Source organism: Telluria sp. ZB4P36 (assembly GCF_059685865.1).
This window is the reverse complement of record NZ_JCASIE010000036.1, coordinates 1-15795: the sequence shown is the minus strand read 5'-3', so window position 1 is coordinate 15795 and position 15795 is coordinate 1. Positions and strand designations below refer to the sequence as shown.

Here is a 15795-nt window from a genome sequence, read left to right as displayed (position 1 = left end):
CGTCGGCATCGTCGACACCACGGCCGATCAAGCGGTCGCCCTGTGGCGGCTGGTGGCCGAGCGGGCCGTCTGCGTCAACACGACGGCGGCTGGGGGCAACGCAAGCCTCATGACGCTGGGAGTGTAATCATCAGGGGGAGCGCGAGCTCCCCTTTTTTTGCAGCAGGAGTAGCGTAGTAGCTTCACATTCTTATAAAAATGGAGGTAGACATGCTTGTTGGCGTACCAAAGGAGATCAAGAATCACGAGTACCGCGTCGGCCTGACCCCGCCCTCGGTGCGCGAACTGACGTCACGCGGACACGAGGTCATCGTGCAGCAGGGCGCCGGCGAGCAGATCGGGCTGTCGGACGAGCAGTACATGGCGGCCGGCGCCGGCATCGTGGCCACGGCGAAGGAGATCTTCGCGCGCGCCGACATGATCGTGAAGGTCAAGGAACCGCAGCCTGTCGAATGCGCGATGCTGCGCGAAGGGCAGGTCCTCTACACCTACCTGCACCTGGCGCCGGATCCTGAACAAACCGCCGCGCTGGTGAAATCGGGCGCGGTCTGCATCGCCTACGAAACCATCACCGGCCCGGGCGGCGGCCTGCCGCTGCTGGCGCCGATGAGCGAAGTGGCCGGCCGCATGGCGATCCAGGCCGGCGCCGCGCACCTGGAAAAATCCAAGGGCGGCATGGGCCTGCTGCTGGGCGGCGTGCCGGGCGTCGCCGCGGGCCACGTGGTGATCATCGGCGCGGGCGTGGTCGGCACCAATGCGCTGCAGATGGCGATCGGCACCGGCGCCCGCGTGACGGTGCTCGACAAGAACGTCGACCGCCTGCGCCAGCTCGATCTCGTTTACGGCAACCGCATCTCCACGCTCTACTCCAATGCGCATGCGATCGAGGAAGCGGTCCTGTCGGCCGACCTGGTGATCGGCGGGGTGCTGGTACCGGGCGCCGCGGCGCCGAAGCTGGTCACCCGCGACATGATCTCGCGCATGAAGAAGGGCGCGGTGGTGGTGGACGTGGCGATCGACCAGGGCGGCTGCTTCGAAACCTCGCATGCGACCACCCATGCCGATCCGACCTTCGTGGTCGACGGCGTGATCCACTACTGCGTGGCCAACATGCCGGGCGCGGTGGCGCGCACCTCGACCTTCGCGCTGAACAACGCGACCATCGGGCACGCGGTGGCGCTGGCCACCAAGGGCTGGCGCCGCGCGCTCTCGGATGACGCCCACCTGCGCAACGGCCTGAACGTTTGCCAGGGCAAGGTCACCTACGAAGCCGTAGCCCGCGACCTGAACTACGCTTACGTGCCGGCGGAGTCGCTGCTGGGCTGAAGCGGCATTGCGACCAGATCCCGGCACACGCGCCGGGTGATGTGGAAGGCGTACTGCGCGGCCACCGATTTCACGAAACGCATGAAATCGGTGGCCGCGTTTTCATTGGCGTTGTCGGACACGGTGCGGATGACGGCGCAGGGCACGCCCAGCTCGTGGCACACCTGGGCCACCGCGGCGCCTTCCATTTCGACCGCCACCAGGCCGGGAAGGGCTGCGTTGAGCCCGTTCAGGTGGGCGCGGTCGGTCATGAACTGGTCGCCGCTCGCCACCAGGCCGCGGTGCACGCGCGGCTGCGACAGCCGGAATTCGCGCCGCTCGCCTTCGCTGACCGCATCCAGGAAGTCCAGCTCGAGGAAGTCATGGGCGGCGCGCGACAGGCGCATCGACAGCTGCAGGTCCGGCTGGAAGTGCGTCTGGCCGGTCAGCGGCACCTCGAAACGGGGGAACAGCGGGCTGGCATCCATGTCGTGCTGGACCAGGGCTTCGGCCACCACGATGTCGCCGACCCGCACCGTTTTATCCCCGGCGCCGGCCACGCCGGTGAAGAGGATGTGGGTAACTCCGAACTTTTCCACAAGCGTGGTGGCGGTCATGGCCGCTGCAACCTTGCCAATTCGCGATAAAACGCACACAGCGTCGATTTCCCACAGCTGTCCGAGGCAGTACTCGCGTTTTCCATGGATGAGCGTGGCGGCCCCTTTCATGGCCTCCACGAGCCCCTGCTGTTCTTCGTACAGCGCGCTGATGATCCCTAGCCGCATGCTTGTCCTGGTTCTTTACCGGTTATCGATGGCAGGATGATAACCGTTGCCAGGCTTATTGCACCGTCAGGGCCACGTCGTCGACCAGGAAGCTGGTCTGCAATGACGAGTCCTCGGCACCCGCGAAGAACACCTGCACGGTCTGTCCCTTCCAGGCCGACAGGTCGACGCTGCGCTGCACATAGCCGGAGCCCTTGTTCAGGTTCGAGTACGTGACCGGCGTGGCCAGGATACTGCCGCCGCTGTTGCGCACCTGGAGCTTGAGCGTGTCGTACGCGCTGGAGGTGGTCGTTTCGGCCGTGGTCACCTGCAGCCAGAACGACAGCGTCGCGCTGGTGATGCCGGACGGGATGGCGATCTGCTGGTAGAGGTTGTCGGTACGGGTGGCGCCGGTGCCGGCGAACTTTGCCTTCCAGCTGCCGGTGCGTGCCGGGGTCGCCGTCGCATTGTTGACGATGCCGCTGCCTCCGCTCCACGATACCGCGCCCGATTCGAAGCCCGGATTGGCCAGCAGCTGGGTGCCGCCGCTGCCGCTGCCGTTCGTGATGCTGAAGCTCGCCGCGGCCGAGCTGCCGACATTGCCGGCCGCATCATACGCCTTGGCGGTGAGTGCATGGCTGCCGTCGGCCAGGGTGGTCGAATCGAGCGCCATTGCGTAGGGCGCGGTGCTGTCCGTCCCCTTCAGCAGGTTATCCACATAGAACTCGACCCGGCTCACGCCGACGTTGTCGCTGGCCGTCGCCGACAGGGTGATGCTGCCGCTGCTGCCGCTTGCGCTGGCGCTCACGGTGGGCGCCGTGGTGTCGCCGGCGGCCGCGACCTGGGTCACCCAGATCGGCGCCGACCACAGGATCTTGCCGTCGCTTTGGGTGATCTTCGCGTAGTAGAAATGCTCGCCGGTGCTGGGGGTGACGGTCGTGTTCGCGCTGGTCGAGAGCTGGGTGACCGTGCCATTGCGCTTGGGGACACCCTCGAAGATCGCCACCGTCGATACCGTCTGGCCGGAGGTATTGGCGAAGTTGGCCACCAGGTTCAGCGGGCCGCTGTTGGTGAAGCGCTCGCCCATGACGCGGCCGTTCGCGGTCAGGACCAGCTGTGAGTTCTTGTCCATCGTCGCGAACACGCGGCGCGCGCGCAGCGCATCGACGAAGCTGGCGTTAGTGAGCGCGGTGCCGGTCGGGATCAGGACCCCGGTGCGGTTGGTGTAGGAGGCGCCCCAGTTGGCGCAGTGGTTGTCCTGGTTGGTGGAAAAGGCGACGTGGAAGCCCGCCTCGAGCGCTTTCTTGCAGGCGCTCTCGTAGGTGCTGCGGCTGGTCTCGGTCTCGGTGGTATTGGTCGAGAAGGCCGAGGTGTTCATCACTTCGCACAAGACCATCGCTTCGTCGCCGTCGGCGGTGTAGCCGAGCGGCACGCCGCCCACCAGGAACTGGCCGGTGCTCTCGGGATGGTTGAACTGGCCGATCCAGCCGCGGCTGCGCATCAGGGAATACAGCGAGGCGTAGTCGGTCTTGGACGTATAGGTGTCGCCCAGCAGCTGGTTGCTGGCGTTGTATTCCCACTGCAGCAGCTCATTGCTGTTCAGGACATTCAAGTGGCCGCCATTGCTGATCACGCCCCATTCCAGTCCGTACACGGCGAGGAAGCCGGGATTGGCCAGGTTGAAATCCGATGCCGCGCTCAAGCCCGCCTGGTAGAGCGCCTTGGCGGTGGCCGGGCTGGCCGCGGTGTTGGTCGAGCTCGAGCCGTCGTACATGTGGTTGTGTTCCGAGGCCATCAGGATGTCGAGGCCCTTGTTTTTCGCATAGGCGAAGGCGTCGGTCGGACCGAAAGCGCCATTTTGCGGACTCTGCGAGCTGGTGCAGGAAGAAAGTGCGCCTCCGCCATCGCTGTGGTTGGTCTGGCTGTGCAGGTTGGCGTAGTAGACCGTGTAGGGCAGCGAAGCGGTGGCCGGCGCCGAAGCCATCGTCACGGAACCGCTGCCCGTTTTTGCGGCGGAAGACGGCATGGGCTGGAAGGCCGGCATCGGCAGCGCGCCCGGCTCGCCGACCGCGATGTCCCATGACTGCTCGATCCGGTGGCCGCTGTCGCCATCGAGCATGCCATCGATCTCCTCGCCGGAGAGCGGCCCCTTGCGCTGCGCCTCGGCTTGATTCGCGACCGCGACCATCCGGACCTGGTAGATCCCGTCGCGCAGGGCCGGGTCATTTGCACGGCCGGCCCATGTCACCTTGACGTCGACTGCTTTCTTCGACAGCCGTTCGGCACCCTGCCAGCGTTCGATGACGCGCTGTGCCGGGTCGAGCAGTTCGAGACGCCAGGCGATGTCATGGTCCTGCTCGACGAATGGATAACTGAACTTGAGGGCAAACGTGCGTCCTTCCTGCGCTGCCGCCACCGCCTTGTAGGGCGCGTGGAGTGTCGCTTCGAACTCGCGGTGATCCGCTTCGGATGCGACACCCGCCTGGCTGATGCCCAGGGCGAGGACCAGTGGTAGCAACTTCATTGTGTGAATGCGACGCATGCTGACTCCCTCTCTCTTTAGTTATGGAAAAATACAAAGTTTGACAACAATGCATGACACATAGATGACAAACAAGCATTAACTAAAGAGAACTCAGCAGCTGTTGTAAATACGATGAAAAACGGAAAGACTGTGCTCAGAGCAATTTGCGGAAGTACACCACGCGTTCGGTTTCCTCGAACCCAAGTGCGCGGTGCATGGCATGGCTGGCCGTATTGTCGAGCAATGCATCGGATGCCATCTCCGTGCAGCCCTGTTTCCTGGCCCATTGTTCGGCAATTTTGACGAGTTGGGCGGCAATGCCCTGCTTGCGGAAGGCCGGATCGACGTACAGGCCTTCCAGGAAGCCGACCGGAGACGATTCGGTTCCGTTGACGTAGTCGCTGCGCAGCGCCACTTCGACCAGTCCCTGCGGCTTGCCAGTGCGCGAGTAGGCGATGAACTGTGCATAACGGCGGGGTTGTTCACACAACTCCTGCATTTCGGGCAGGTGTTCGCTGCGATCTGCAGGCCATAAAGCCATGCGCAGTTGCAGCCAGCCGAGTTGTTCAACGCTTGTGCACGGTTTGATCGAGCTCATGAAGCAGGAGTTTTCTACGCTTGAGCGTTCATTTTGCTTGTCTTACGCATGTGAGGCCAGAAAAAATCGCGTTTCCCGGCTTTTACAGCATCGCAGAGCTTCAGGGTATTAGTTAACTAAAGTTTGTATACAAACTGGTAGTAGATAGTAAACGCGGCTTTTTCTGTTGATAACTCGCGTTTACTCCACAGTATCAAGCACTTGACGACGTTTTTACTGGCAGGACAAAGCGTGTGTGGGGGTTGCACGAAACGGGGACAGATTTTGGCCTGAGCGGTAAACGCTGCGTTCTGCACATCCGATCCTGTGGATATGCATCGACTTTTCCACAGAGGGCTTGGCAAAAATCCGCCGTGGTGAGCTGTTGCCGGCAGTTTCTGGCAAACAGTGCTCAGCCGTTTTTGATGACAGGCAGTATCCAGGTCGATGTGTTGCTTGCGAGTTCGCGTTGTCGGTTTTGTTGTTGTAGTAAACAAGTTTGTATACAAACTGGTAGTAATAGTAAACGAGCATGTTCCTGTGGATAAGGACAGTTTTCTCCACAGCGTCAATGGTTTACGGTCGCTTCAAGGCCTTGAACAAGGCTTGTTTTTAAACTGTAGGAAAGTTGGACAGAATTTTGGCGTGTCGGTTTACTGATCTGTTCTACACATTCGATCCTGTGGATATCCCAGCTGTTTTTCACAGACCTGGGCAGGATGTGCGTGCAATGAGGCTGTGATTGGCACCTTTGGCTGGATGGAAGGGCAGCAAGCCAAAGCTAGTAGACAGAGTTTGAAGCTGTGCGATCGCTACGACGGCGGACGAAAAAAAATTTGAAAAAGTTTTTCAAGGTTTACAAAGCAAAGTTTGAATATAAGGATAGTAGTAGTGGTTAACGCAGGCCCCAGCTTGTGGAAAACGCCCTTTAGGCCTGAGAAATCATCGACTTACAGAAGGTATAAGGCGGTGCAGCACTGTCGCGTGGAGCCTGTCGGTAAACTGGACAAGATTTCGCGGACCTGAAATTTGCCCGGTTCTGCACAAAACAGACCTGTGGATATCAATAGGCTTATCCACAGGAGGGGCCTGGACTTCCGTTTACGATCTGGTAAGCTTGCCTCATCGAATGACGAACGGAGGGCTGGTGAATCTCGATACACGGTTTCGACAGCCCATGTTCCGGCCCGCAGAAGGCGACTTGCGTTCGCCTTGCAGCGCCGTTCGGGAACGCTAGCCTTGGAATCGGCCGGCGAGTACGACTACATCATCGTCGGCGGCGGCACGTCGGGCTGTGTGCTGGCGAACCGCCTGACAAGCAATCCGGACATCGACGTCCTGCTGGTGGAAGCGGGCGGCCGTGACGATTACCTGTGGATCCACATCCCGGTCGGCTACCTGCATTGCATCGGCAATCCGCGCACGGACTGGCTGTTCCGTACCGAAGCCGATCCCGGCCTGAACGGGCGGGCCCTGATCTACCCGCGGGGCAAGGTCCTGGGCGGCAGCTCGTCGATCAACGGCATGATCTACATGCGCGGCCAGCCTGCCGATTACGCACGCTGGGCCGAGGTCGCGGGTGACGATTCCTGGCGCTGGGAGGAAGTGCTGCCGCTGTTCAAGCGCAGCGAAGACCACTACCTGGGCGCCAGCGAAGTGCATGGTGCGGGTGGCGAGTGGCGCGTGGAAAAGCAAAGGCTGTCCTGGAAAATCCTGGATGCCTTCCGTGAGGCGGCGGCGGAGACCGGCATCCCGAAAATCGATGATTTGAATGCCGGCCGAGGTGAAGGTTCCGCCTATTTCGAAGTCAACCAGCGGCGCGGCATCCGCCTGCATACGGCGAAAGCCTTCCTGAAGCCCGCGGCGAAACGGCCGAACCTGACGATCATGACCGGCTGCCACGTCGAGCGCCTGCTGTTCGAGGACACGCCGCAGGGCACAGTCTGTACTGGCATCCAGTTCACTGGTGCTGAGCAAACGTTTACGGCAAGGGCGCACCGCGAGACCCTGCTTGCGGCGGGAGCGGTGGGTTCGCCGCAGATATTGCAGCTGTCCGGCGTTGGCGCTGCAAGCGATCTCCAGCGCCATGGCATTGGACCGGTGAAGGACTTGCCTGGCGTTGGCGGCAACCTGCAAGACCACCTGCAGCTACGGATGATCTTCAAGGTCCGGGGCGTGACAACCCTGAACACGCGCGCCACCAACTGGTTCGGCAAGACTCTCATCGGGATCGAGTACGCCTTGTTCCGAAGTGGCCCGATGTCGATGGCGCCGTCCCAGCTCGGTGCGTTTGCCAAATCCTCGCCCGAGCTGCCGGCGCCGAACCTGCAGTACCACGTCCAGCCCCTGTCGCTGGACAAGTTCGGCGATCCGCTGCACCGCTTTCCGGCGTTCACGGCCAGCGTGTGCAACCTGCAGCCGAGCTCGCGCGGGCACGTGCGCATCGCCTCCGGCGACAGCTATGCGCCGCCGAAGATCACACCGAACTACCTGAGCACCGAGGCCGACCGGAAAACCGCGGCCGCGGCACTGGCGCTGACGCGCCGCATCGCGGCCGCGCCGGCGCTGGCGAAGTACCGGCCCGAAGAGTTCATGCCTGGTCCGCAATACCAGAGTGAAGAAGAACTGGCCCATGCGGCAGGGCTGGTCGGCACCACGATTTTCCATCCGGTCGGCACCTGCCGCATGGGCCGGCAGGACGATCCGCTGGCCGTGGTCGACAGCCGCCTGCGCGTGCACGGCATCGCAAAACTACGGGTCGTCGACGCCTCGATCATGCCTTTCATTACTTCGGGAAATACCAATTCGCCGACCATCATGATTGCGGAAAAGGCTGCGCAGGACATTCTCAGCGGGCACAGCTGACGCGGGACCGTGCAAAAACACACAGGCGGCTTGCGCTGATACGGCACGTTTGCACTGCGCACGCTAGCCCAGCCGTATTGTGAGGGTCTTCGCTTGTATGTATTATCTGGCAAGCAGTCCTCGCAATTTCTGTCACTTGCAGCACCACGTGTTGGAGAGTCAATGGCGGATGTCATCCTGGAGACGAAGGCGCTCACCAAGGAGTTCAAGGGATTCACGGCCGTCAGTGAGGTCAACCTCCAGGTCGAACGCGGCCACATCCACGCCCTGATCGGCCCGAACGGCGCCGGCAAGACCACCTGCTTCAACCTGCTCACGAAGTTCCTGGCGCCGACTGCGGGCCGGATCCTCTTCAACGGCCGCGACATCACCGCCGCGCGGCCGGCCCAGATCGCCCGCATGGGCATCATTCGCTCCTTCCAGATTTCGGCCGTCTTCCCGCACATGACGGTGCGCGAGAACGTGCGCATCGGCCTGCAGCGCCGGCTCGGCACCAGCTTCCACTTCTGGCGCAGCAGCCGTTCCCTGGACAGCCTGAACGAGCGCGCGCTGGCCCTGCTGGCCGAGGTCGGCCTGGACAGCTTCGCCGACACCGTGACGGCCGACCTGCCCTACGGCCGCAAGCGCGCCCTGGAAATCGCCACCACGCTGGCGATGGAGCCGGAACTGATGCTGCTGGACGAACCGACCCAGGGCATGGGCCACGAAGATGTCCACAGGGTGACCGAGCTCATCAAGAAGGTGGCGGCGGGCCGCACCATCCTCATGGTCGAGCACAACATGAAGGTGGTGGCCGGCATCTGCGACCGCATCTCGGTTCTGCAGCGCGGCGCCGTGCTGGCCGAAGGCAGCTACGCCGAGGTGGCGCGCAATCCGCTGGTGATGGAAGCCTATATGGGCACGGCCGACGGCCAGCTGGGCGGAGCACAGGCATGACGGCGGCGCTCGCGATCAGGGACTTGCATGCCTGGTATGGCGAATCGCACATCCTGCACGGCATCAGCCTGGACGTGGCGCCGGGCGAAGTCGTGACCCTGCTGGGCCGCAACGGCGCCGGCCGGACCACGTTGCTGCGCGCCATCATTGGCCTGACCGGCCGCCGCAGCGGCTCGATCCGGGTGAACGGTGTCGAGGCGGTCGGCCTGCCGACGCACCGGATCGCCCACCTCGGCATCGGCTACTGCCCGGAAGAGCGCGGCATCTTCGCGTCGCTGTCGGCCGAGGAAAACCTGCTGCTGCCGCCGCAGCTGAAAGGGGCAGGGGCGGGCATGAGCGTGGACGAGATCTACGCGATGTTCCCCAACCTCTACGAGCGCCGCCACAGCCAGGGCACCCGCCTGTCGGGCGGCGAACAGCAGATGCTGGCGGTCGCGCGCATCCTGCGCACCGGCGCGCGCCTGCTGCTGCTGGACGAGATTTCCGAAGGCCTGGCGCCGGTCATCGTGCAGAGCCTGGCGCGCACCATCACGACCCTCAAGGCCAAGGGCTACACGATCGTCATGGTCGAACAGAATTTCCGCTTCGCCGCACCGCTCGCGGACCGTTTTTATGTGGTCGAGCACGGTCAGGTCGTCGAGACCATCGCGGCCGCGGAACTGGACAGCAGGATGCCGGTGCTCACCGAGCTGCTCGGCGTTTAAGCAATGAATAACCCGCAAACACGACACGGAGACAACATCATGAAACTCAGCACCATCGCCCTCGCCGCCGCCGCCAGTTTCGGCGTGTCCATGCCCGCCCAGGCGCAAATCTCGGGCGACGTGATCAAGATCGGTTTCATCAGCGACCTGTCCGGCGTCTATTCCGACATCGACGGCAATGGCGGGGCGGAAGCGATCCGCATGGCGATCGCCGACATGGGCGGCGCGATCAACGGCAAGAAGATCCAGCTGGTCGTGGCGGACCACCAGAACAAGCCGGACATCGCCGCCTCGAAGGCACGCGAATGGTTCGACCAGCAGGGCGTCGACCTCTTGATCGGCGGGACCAATTCCGGCGCCAGCCTGGCGATGGCCAAGGTGGCCGCGGAAAAGAAAAAAGTCTTCATCGCGATCGGTTCCGGCACCGCCCAGCTGACCAACGAGCAGTGCACACCCTATACCGTCCACTACGCCTACGACACCGTGGCGCTGGCGCGCGGCACCGGCGCGACCATGCTGAAGCAGGGCGGCAAGTCCTGGTACTTCCTGACCGCCGACTACGCCTTCGGCCAGTCGCTCGAGAAGGATACCGCTGACGTCGTCAAGGCCGGCGGCGGCACCGTGGTGGGCAGCGTCAAGCACCCCTTGTCGGCGTCCGATTTCTCGTCCTTCCTGCTGCAGGCGCAATCGTCCAAGGCCCAGGTGCTGGGCATGGCGAACGCCGGCGGCGACCTGATCAATGCGGTGAAGGCGGCCAACGAATTCGGCCTGACCAAAAAGATGAAAGTGGCCGGCCTGCTGGTGTTCATCAACGACGTGCACACGCTGGGCCTGAACACGACCCAGGGCATGTATCTCACCGACGGCTGGTACTGGGACCGCACCCCGGAGAGCCGCGCCTGGGCCAAGCGCTACTTCGCCAAGATGAAGAAGCAGCCCTCGATGCTGCAGGCCGGCGACTATTCGGCCACGATGCAGTTCCTGAACGCCGTGAAGGCCACCGGCACCGACAATGGCGACAAGGTCATGGCGCATCTGAAAAAGACCCCGATCAACGACATGTTCGCGAAGAACGGCACGATCCGCCCGGACGGCCGCATGGTCTACGACATGTACCTGATGCAGGTGAAGTCGCCCAAGGAATCGAAGGGGGCCTGGGATTACTACAAGGTGGTCGCCACCATCCCGGGCGAGGAGGCCTATACGAAGAAGGCCGAAACCAAGTGCGCCTTGTGGAAGTAAGCGCCGCTGCATGGATATCCTGGGCATCCCCCACCAGGCCCTGCTGAGCCAGCTCCTGCTCGGCCTGGTCAACGGCTCCTTCTACGCCATGCTCTCGCTGGGCCTGGCCGTCATCTTCGGCCTGCTCAACGTCATCAACTTTTCCCATGGCGCCCTGTACATGATGGGCGCCTTTGCCGCCTACATCGGCGTCACCAGTTTCGGCCTGAACTACTGGATGATGCTCCTGCTGGCGCCGCTGCTGGTCGGCCTGTTCGGCATCCTGGTCGAGCGCAGCATGCTGCGCTGGCTCTACCAGCTCGATCACCTCTACGGCCTGCTGCTGACCTTCGGCATCACGCTGCTGCTGGAAGGGGTATTCCGCTCCTTCTTCGGCGTCTCCGGCCAGACCCTGGACGTGCCGGAACAGCTTGCCGGCGCCACCGATCTCGGCTTCATGATCCTGCCCAACTACCGTGCCTGGGTGGTGGCCGCCTCCCTGGTCGTCTGCCTGTCGACCTGGTTCGTGATCGAGAAGACCCGGCTCGGCGCCTACCTGCGCGCCGGCACCGAGAACCCCAGGCTGGTCGAGGCCTTCGGCATCAACGTGCCGTTGATGGTCACGCTGACCTATGGCTTCGGCGTGGCGCTGGCCGGCTTTGCCGGCGTACTGGCGGCGCCCGTCATCAACGTTACGCCGCTGATGGGCTCGAACCTCATCATCGTCGTGTTCGCGGTGGTCGTGATCGGCGGCATGGGCTCGATCCTCGGTTCCATCCTCACCGGCCTGGCCCTGGGCGTGATCGAAGGCCTGACCCGCGTGTTCTATCCGGAAGGTTCGGAGGTGGTGGTGTTCGTGGTGATGGTGATCGTCCTGCTGCTGCGTCCGGCCGGGCTGTTCGGCAAGGAGACACGATGAACAGGAAGCTCGGCTATCTTCTCGCACTGGCGCTGTTCCTGGCCGCGCCCTTCTTCGCCTATCCGGTGTTCCTGATGAAGCTGCTATGCTTCGCCCTGTTCGCCTGCGCCTTCAACCTCCTGATCGGTTTCACCGGATTGCTGTCCTTTGGCCATGCCGCTTTTTTCGGCAGCGCCGGCTATGTGACGGGCCATTTGCTGGCGGTCAGCGGGCTGCCGACCGGGCTCGGCATCGTGCTGGGCGTGGCCGCATCCAGCCTGCTGGGCCTGGTGATCGGCGCGCTGGCGATCCGCCGCCAGGGCATCTATTTTTCGATGATCACGCTGGCGCTGGCGCAGATGGTGTACTTCGCGGCGCTGCGCGCGCCCTTCACGCACGGCGAGGATGGCCTGCAGGGCGTGCCGCGCGGGCAGTTGTTCGGCCTGGACCTGGCGAACGACCTGAGCATGTACTACCTGGTGCTGGCGATCGCCGCCGCCGGCTTCCTGCTGATTGTGCGCATCGTGCATTCGCCCTTCGGCCAGGTGCTCAAGGCCATCAAGGAGAACGAGCCGCGCGCCGTGTCGCTGGGCTACGAGGTCGACCGCTACAAGCTGCTGGCCTTCGTGCTGTCCGCGGCCCTGGCCGGGCTTGCAGGGGCCACCAAGACGGTCGTGCTGGGCTTCGAGACGCTCACCGACGTCCACTGGACCATGTCGGGCCTCGTGGTCCTGATGACCCTCGTAGGCGGCATGGGGACGATGGCCGGGCCGATCCTGGGCGCCTTCCTGGTCATCGCACTGGAGAACAAGTTGGGCGAGCTCGGCGCCTGGCTGGCGGAGCGCTCCGGCGTCGAATGGTTCGGGACGCTCGGCGAGTCGGTCGGCATGGTGACGGGCCTGATCTTTATTGTCTGCGTGCTATTGTTCCGGCGTGGTATCGTGGGGGAGATAGCTGCGCTGCTCGCGCGTGGCCGCACCGGGCAAGCGGAGCGAACTTGAGCCTGGAATCCCACACCGTCGACATACACGGCTTGCGCATGCACTACGTCAGCGCAGGCAGCGGCCCGGCCGTCATCCTGATGCATGGCTTTCCCGATACCCATGAGATCTGGCGCCACCAGATCCCGGTATTGGCCGCGAATGGCTACCGCGTCATCGCGCCGGACATGCGTGGTTACGGCAAGACCGATGCGCCGCTCGGTACCGGCGCCTATGCCATCGAATTCCTGTGCGCCGACATCCTCGGCCTGATGGACCAGCTCGGCCTGGAGAAGGTGTCGCTGGTCGGTCACGACTGGGGCGGCCTGGTCGGCTGGCAGCTGTGCATGAATGCGCCCCGGCGCTTCGAGCGTTTCGCCGCCCTGTCCACCGGACATCCGGCCGCGATCGCCAATGCCGGCGCCACCCAGCAGATGCGTTTCTGGTACATCCTCGGTTTCCTGATGCCGGTGGTGGCCGAACATGCGATCCGGGCCAATGACTGGTTCTTCCTGCGCCAGATGACACGGCGCCCGGATCAGCTGGCGATCTGGCGCGCGGCGCTGGAGCCGGAAGGGCGCCTGACAGCGGCCCTGAACTATTACCGGGCCAACCTCAAGCTTGGCCGGCCGCACCACTGGTGTCCGGTCGAAGTGCCGGTAATGGGCGTCTGGAGCGACCGTGATCCGGCGCTCGGCGAAAAGCAGATGCTGGATTCGCTCCACCACTGCCGCGCCGGCTTCCGCTACGAACGGCTGAGCGGGGTGGGGCACTGGATGCAGCTGTCCGCCACCGAGCGCCTCAACGCCCTGCTGCTGGACTTCCTCAAGACCTCATAAGGCTGCGGCGTAGATCGCCCGCGCATCGTCGCGGGTGAGCTCGCGCGGGTTGTTGCCCAGCAGCCGGGTCTGGAGCATGGCGTCGTCGGCCAGGCGGTCAAGGTCGGCTTCCGCGATGCCTACCTGGCGCAAGCTCGTCTCGATACCCGTCATCTTGGCTGTTTGTTGCATCGCAACAATGAGCGCCTCCGCCCGCGCTTCCTCGCTGCCGCTCGCGTGCGGGACGATCACACCGGCCAGTTCCGCATACAGCTTGGCCGCCTGCGGCAGGTTGAAGCGCAGGACATGCGGCAAGACCAAGGAGTTCGACAGGCCGTGCGGCACGTGGAAGATGCCGCCGATCGGGTAAGCCAGGGCGTGGACGCCCGCCACCGGCGCATTCGAGAAAGCCTGTCCGGCAAGGCAGGCACCGAGCAGCATGGCTTGTCTTACTTCGAGCCGATCGCCCTGTTCGCAGGCCGGCAGCAGGTTGCGCGCCAGCAGGGACAAGGCTTCGCGCGCCAGTGCGTCCGACAGCGGATTTTTCTTGTGCTTGCTGGTATAGGCTTCGATGGCATGCACCATCGCATCGATTCCGGTGGCCGCGGTGACCAGCGGCGGCAGGCCCAGGGTCAGCGTCGCATCGAGCACAGCCAGGTCGGCGTAGAGCTGGGGGGCGACGACGCCGCTCTTGGTGGTGGCGCCGGTGGTCACGATCGCGATGTTGGTCACCTCGGATCCGGTGCCGGCGGTGGTCGGCACCTGCACCAGCGGCAGGCGTTTTCCGCTGACTTTTCCGATGCCGTAGGTGGCGTCGATGGGCTGCGCCGACTTGGCCAGCACCGCCACCAGTTTCGCCACGTCCATCGAACTGCCGCCGCCGAAACCGATGACGAGGTCGGTTTCGTGGCGGCGCGCGCTGTCCACGGCCTCCAGCACGACCGCTTCCGGCGGGTCGGCGATGACGCCAGAAAAGTGCGCGGGTAGCATGCCTGCCTGCTCCAGGCTGATGGTCGGAAGCGTGAGCAGGCCGGTGCGCAGGAAGCCGGCATCGGTGACGATGAAGGGGCGGCGGGTGCCGGGGAAGCGTTCCGCGATGAGGTCGCCGAGGCGCTGGGTCACGCCTGGTTCGGACAGGATGTTCGCAACCGTGCTGAAGGTAAAGGCGGTCATGGCATGTCTCCGTGTGTGTTTTTATCGTACAAGCTTACCCCAACATGCTCGAAGGAATCGACTGCCGTACAATGCAGCCTCTGCATTCCTTGGTATTTTCCATGATTGATTTTGCTTGGCTAGGCGTTGCAGCCTTTACCGCCGGCCTGGTCGATGCCGTCGTCGGCGGCGGCGGCCTGATCCAGATTCCCGCGATCTTCTCCGTGCTCCCGAAGGAGGTGCCGGCAACCCTGCTGGGAACGAACAAGTTTGCCAGTATCTTCGGTACCAGTGCCGCGGCGGTAAATTACGCGCGCCGGGTGAGGGTGGCATGGAGCACCGCGGCACCGGCGGCGCTGGCGGCCTTCGCGCTGTCCTTCGCCGGCGCCTGGACGGTGACGCGGGTTCCGGCCGATTTTGTACGTACGCTGTTGCCGATCATCCTGGTTGCTGTCGCGGTCTACACCTTCAAGAAGAAAGATTTGGGCTCGGTCCATGCGCCCGTGCACAGCGGACTGGCCGAGCGTTACTGGGCCATCGGCATCGGCGCCGCGATCGGCTTTTACGATGGCTTCTTTGGTCCGGGTACGGGCAGCTTCCTGATTTTCCTGTTCGTACGTTTCTTCGGCTTCGATTTCCTGAGCGCGTCGGCAGCGGCGAAGATCGTCAACGTCGCCTGTAATTTCTCGGCCTTGCTGTGGTTCGGCTACAGCGGTCACCTGTTGTGGCAGCTGGGCTTGATGATGGCCGCGTGCCAAGTGGCCGGTTCCCTGATCGGCACCAAGCTGGCGTTGAAGCACGGCAGCGGTTTTGTCCGCAAGCTCTTCCTCGTCGTCGTGTCCGGACTGATCTTGAAAACCGCTTACGATGCCTTCACCAAGATCGGGTGGTGATTGTTCCACGTGAAACAGCAAAGCCGGGTTCGCCCGGCTTTTTGTTTTGTGCGCCCAGCATGGGCGCACTCTTGCGGGTGCAAGTCCCGCCGCGAGCTGACCACAGTGAGCGAAGTGAAGCGCAACTGCGTGAGGGCGACCGAGCGTGGGGAGGAAGC

General features: G+C 63.5%; 13 protein-coding genes. 9 read left to right on the top strand and 4 right to left on the bottom strand.

Annotation, left to right across the window (positions count from 1 at the left end; all coding sequences use genetic code 11):
• Nucleotides 1-210: 210 nt before the first annotated feature.
• Nucleotides 211-1326 (top strand): alanine dehydrogenase, encoded by a 1116-nt coding sequence (gene ald, locus AC56LK_RS24795; protein ID WP_497187112.1) that lies wholly within the window; start codon nt 211-213, stop codon nt 1324-1326.
• Here the strand turns inward: ald and AC56LK_RS24790 are convergent.
• The 3 genes from AC56LK_RS24790 to aac(6') form a co-directional block, all read right to left on the bottom strand.
• On the bottom strand, nt 1296-2090 hold the full coding sequence (locus AC56LK_RS24790; protein WP_497187111.1) for a 5'-methylthioadenosine/adenosylhomocysteine nucleosidase: 795 nt from the start codon (nt 2088-2090) through the stop codon (nt 1296-1298). The two genes, ald and AC56LK_RS24790, sit on opposite strands and share 31 nt — an antisense overlap.
• A gap of 55 nt (nt 2091-2145) precedes the next feature.
• Nucleotides 2146-4593 (bottom strand): CehA/McbA family metallohydrolase, encoded by a 2448-nt coding sequence (locus tag AC56LK_RS24785; RefSeq protein ID WP_497187110.1) that lies wholly within the window; start codon nt 4591-4593, stop codon nt 2146-2148.
• A gap of 154 nt (nt 4594-4747) precedes the next feature.
• Nucleotides 4748-5191 carry an aminoglycoside 6'-N-acetyltransferase gene (gene aac(6') / locus AC56LK_RS24780; protein ID WP_497187109.1) on the bottom strand — a complete coding sequence of 148 codons (444 nt, stop codon included), beginning with the start codon at nt 5189-5191 and terminating at the stop codon, nt 4748-4750.
• A gap of 1218 nt (nt 5192-6409) precedes the next feature.
• On the opposite strand from aac(6'), the gene AC56LK_RS24775 reads away from it, so the two are divergent.
• The 7 genes from AC56LK_RS24775 to AC56LK_RS24745 all read left to right on the top strand — a co-directional run bounded on the left by AC56LK_RS24775 (nt 6410) and on the right by AC56LK_RS24745 (nt 13613).
• Entirely contained in the window at nt 6410-8035 is a 1626-nt protein-coding gene (locus AC56LK_RS24775) for a GMC family oxidoreductase (RefSeq protein WP_497187108.1), read from the top strand.
• Nucleotides 8036-8197: 162 nt separating this feature from the next.
• Complete coding sequence (locus tag AC56LK_RS24770) at nt 8198-8971, top strand: ABC transporter ATP-binding protein (protein WP_497187107.1); 774 nt, start codon at nt 8198-8200, stop codon at nt 8969-8971.
• A complete protein-coding gene (locus tag AC56LK_RS24765) occupies nt 8968-9675 on the top strand; it encodes an ABC transporter ATP-binding protein (protein WP_497187106.1) in 708 nt (235 codons plus the stop codon). Before AC56LK_RS24770 ends, AC56LK_RS24765 begins: the two co-directional genes overlap by 4 nt.
• A gap of 39 nt (nt 9676-9714) precedes the next feature.
• Nucleotides 9715-10917 (top strand): ABC transporter substrate-binding protein, encoded by a 1203-nt coding sequence (locus AC56LK_RS24760; RefSeq protein WP_497187105.1) that lies wholly within the window; start codon nt 9715-9717, stop codon nt 10915-10917.
• Nucleotides 10918-10927: 10 nt separating this feature from the next.
• Nucleotides 10928-11815 (top strand): branched-chain amino acid ABC transporter permease, encoded by an 888-nt coding sequence (locus AC56LK_RS24755; RefSeq protein WP_497187104.1) that lies wholly within the window; start codon nt 10928-10930, stop codon nt 11813-11815.
• A complete protein-coding gene (locus tag AC56LK_RS24750; RefSeq protein ID WP_497187103.1) occupies nt 11812-12795 on the top strand; it encodes a branched-chain amino acid ABC transporter permease in 984 nt (327 codons plus the stop codon). The genes AC56LK_RS24755 and AC56LK_RS24750 overlap by 4 nt, the downstream gene beginning before the upstream one ends.
• On the top strand, nt 12792-13613 hold the full coding sequence (locus tag AC56LK_RS24745; protein ID WP_497187102.1) for an alpha/beta fold hydrolase: 822 nt from the start codon (nt 12792-12794) through the stop codon (nt 13611-13613). Before AC56LK_RS24750 ends, AC56LK_RS24745 begins: the two co-directional genes overlap by 4 nt.
• On the opposite strand, the gene AC56LK_RS24740 is transcribed toward AC56LK_RS24745, so the two are convergent.
• Nucleotides 13608-14765, bottom strand: coding sequence for an iron-containing alcohol dehydrogenase (locus AC56LK_RS24740; RefSeq protein ID WP_497187101.1), 1158 nt, complete (start codon nt 14763-14765; stop codon nt 13608-13610). The genes AC56LK_RS24745 and AC56LK_RS24740 overlap by 6 nt on opposite strands.
• Before the next feature lie 101 nt (nt 14766-14866).
• Between AC56LK_RS24740 and AC56LK_RS24735 the strand changes: the two genes are divergently transcribed.
• Entirely contained in the window at nt 14867-15637 is a 771-nt protein-coding gene (locus AC56LK_RS24735; RefSeq protein WP_497187100.1) for a sulfite exporter TauE/SafE family protein, read from the top strand.
• Nucleotides 15638-15795: the final 158 nt, after the last annotated feature.

Excerpts from the sequence above, each read along its gene's own strand:
- AC56LK_RS24790 (WP_497187111.1), bottom strand. The coding sequence starts at position 2,090 with ATGCGGCTAGGGATCATCAGCGCGCTGTACGAAGAACAGCAGGGGCTC.
- AC56LK_RS24760 (WP_497187105.1), top strand. The coding sequence starts at position 9,715 with ATGAAACTCAGCACCATCGCCCTCGCCGCCGCCGCCAGTTTCGGCGTG.
- AC56LK_RS24740 (WP_497187101.1), bottom strand. The coding sequence starts at position 14,765 with ATGACCGCCTTTACCTTCAGCACGGTTGCGAACATCCTGTCCGAACCA.
- AC56LK_RS24750 (WP_497187103.1), top strand. The coding sequence starts at position 11,812 with ATGAACAGGAAGCTCGGCTATCTTCTCGCACTGGCGCTGTTCCTGGCC.
- AC56LK_RS24755 (WP_497187104.1), top strand. The coding sequence starts at position 10,928 with ATGGATATCCTGGGCATCCCCCACCAGGCCCTGCTGAGCCAGCTCCTG.
- AC56LK_RS24765 (WP_497187106.1), top strand. The coding sequence starts at position 8,968 with ATGACGGCGGCGCTCGCGATCAGGGACTTGCATGCCTGGTATGGCGAA.
- AC56LK_RS24785 (WP_497187110.1), bottom strand. The coding sequence starts at position 4,593 with ATGAAGTTGCTACCACTGGTCCTCGCCCTGGGCATCAGCCAGGCGGGT.
- ald (WP_497187112.1), top strand. The coding sequence starts at position 211 with ATGCTTGTTGGCGTACCAAAGGAGATCAAGAATCACGAGTACCGCGTC.
- AC56LK_RS24735 (WP_497187100.1), top strand. The coding sequence starts at position 14,867 with ATGATTGATTTTGCTTGGCTAGGCGTTGCAGCCTTTACCGCCGGCCTG.
- AC56LK_RS24770 (WP_497187107.1), top strand. The coding sequence starts at position 8,198 with ATGGCGGATGTCATCCTGGAGACGAAGGCGCTCACCAAGGAGTTCAAG.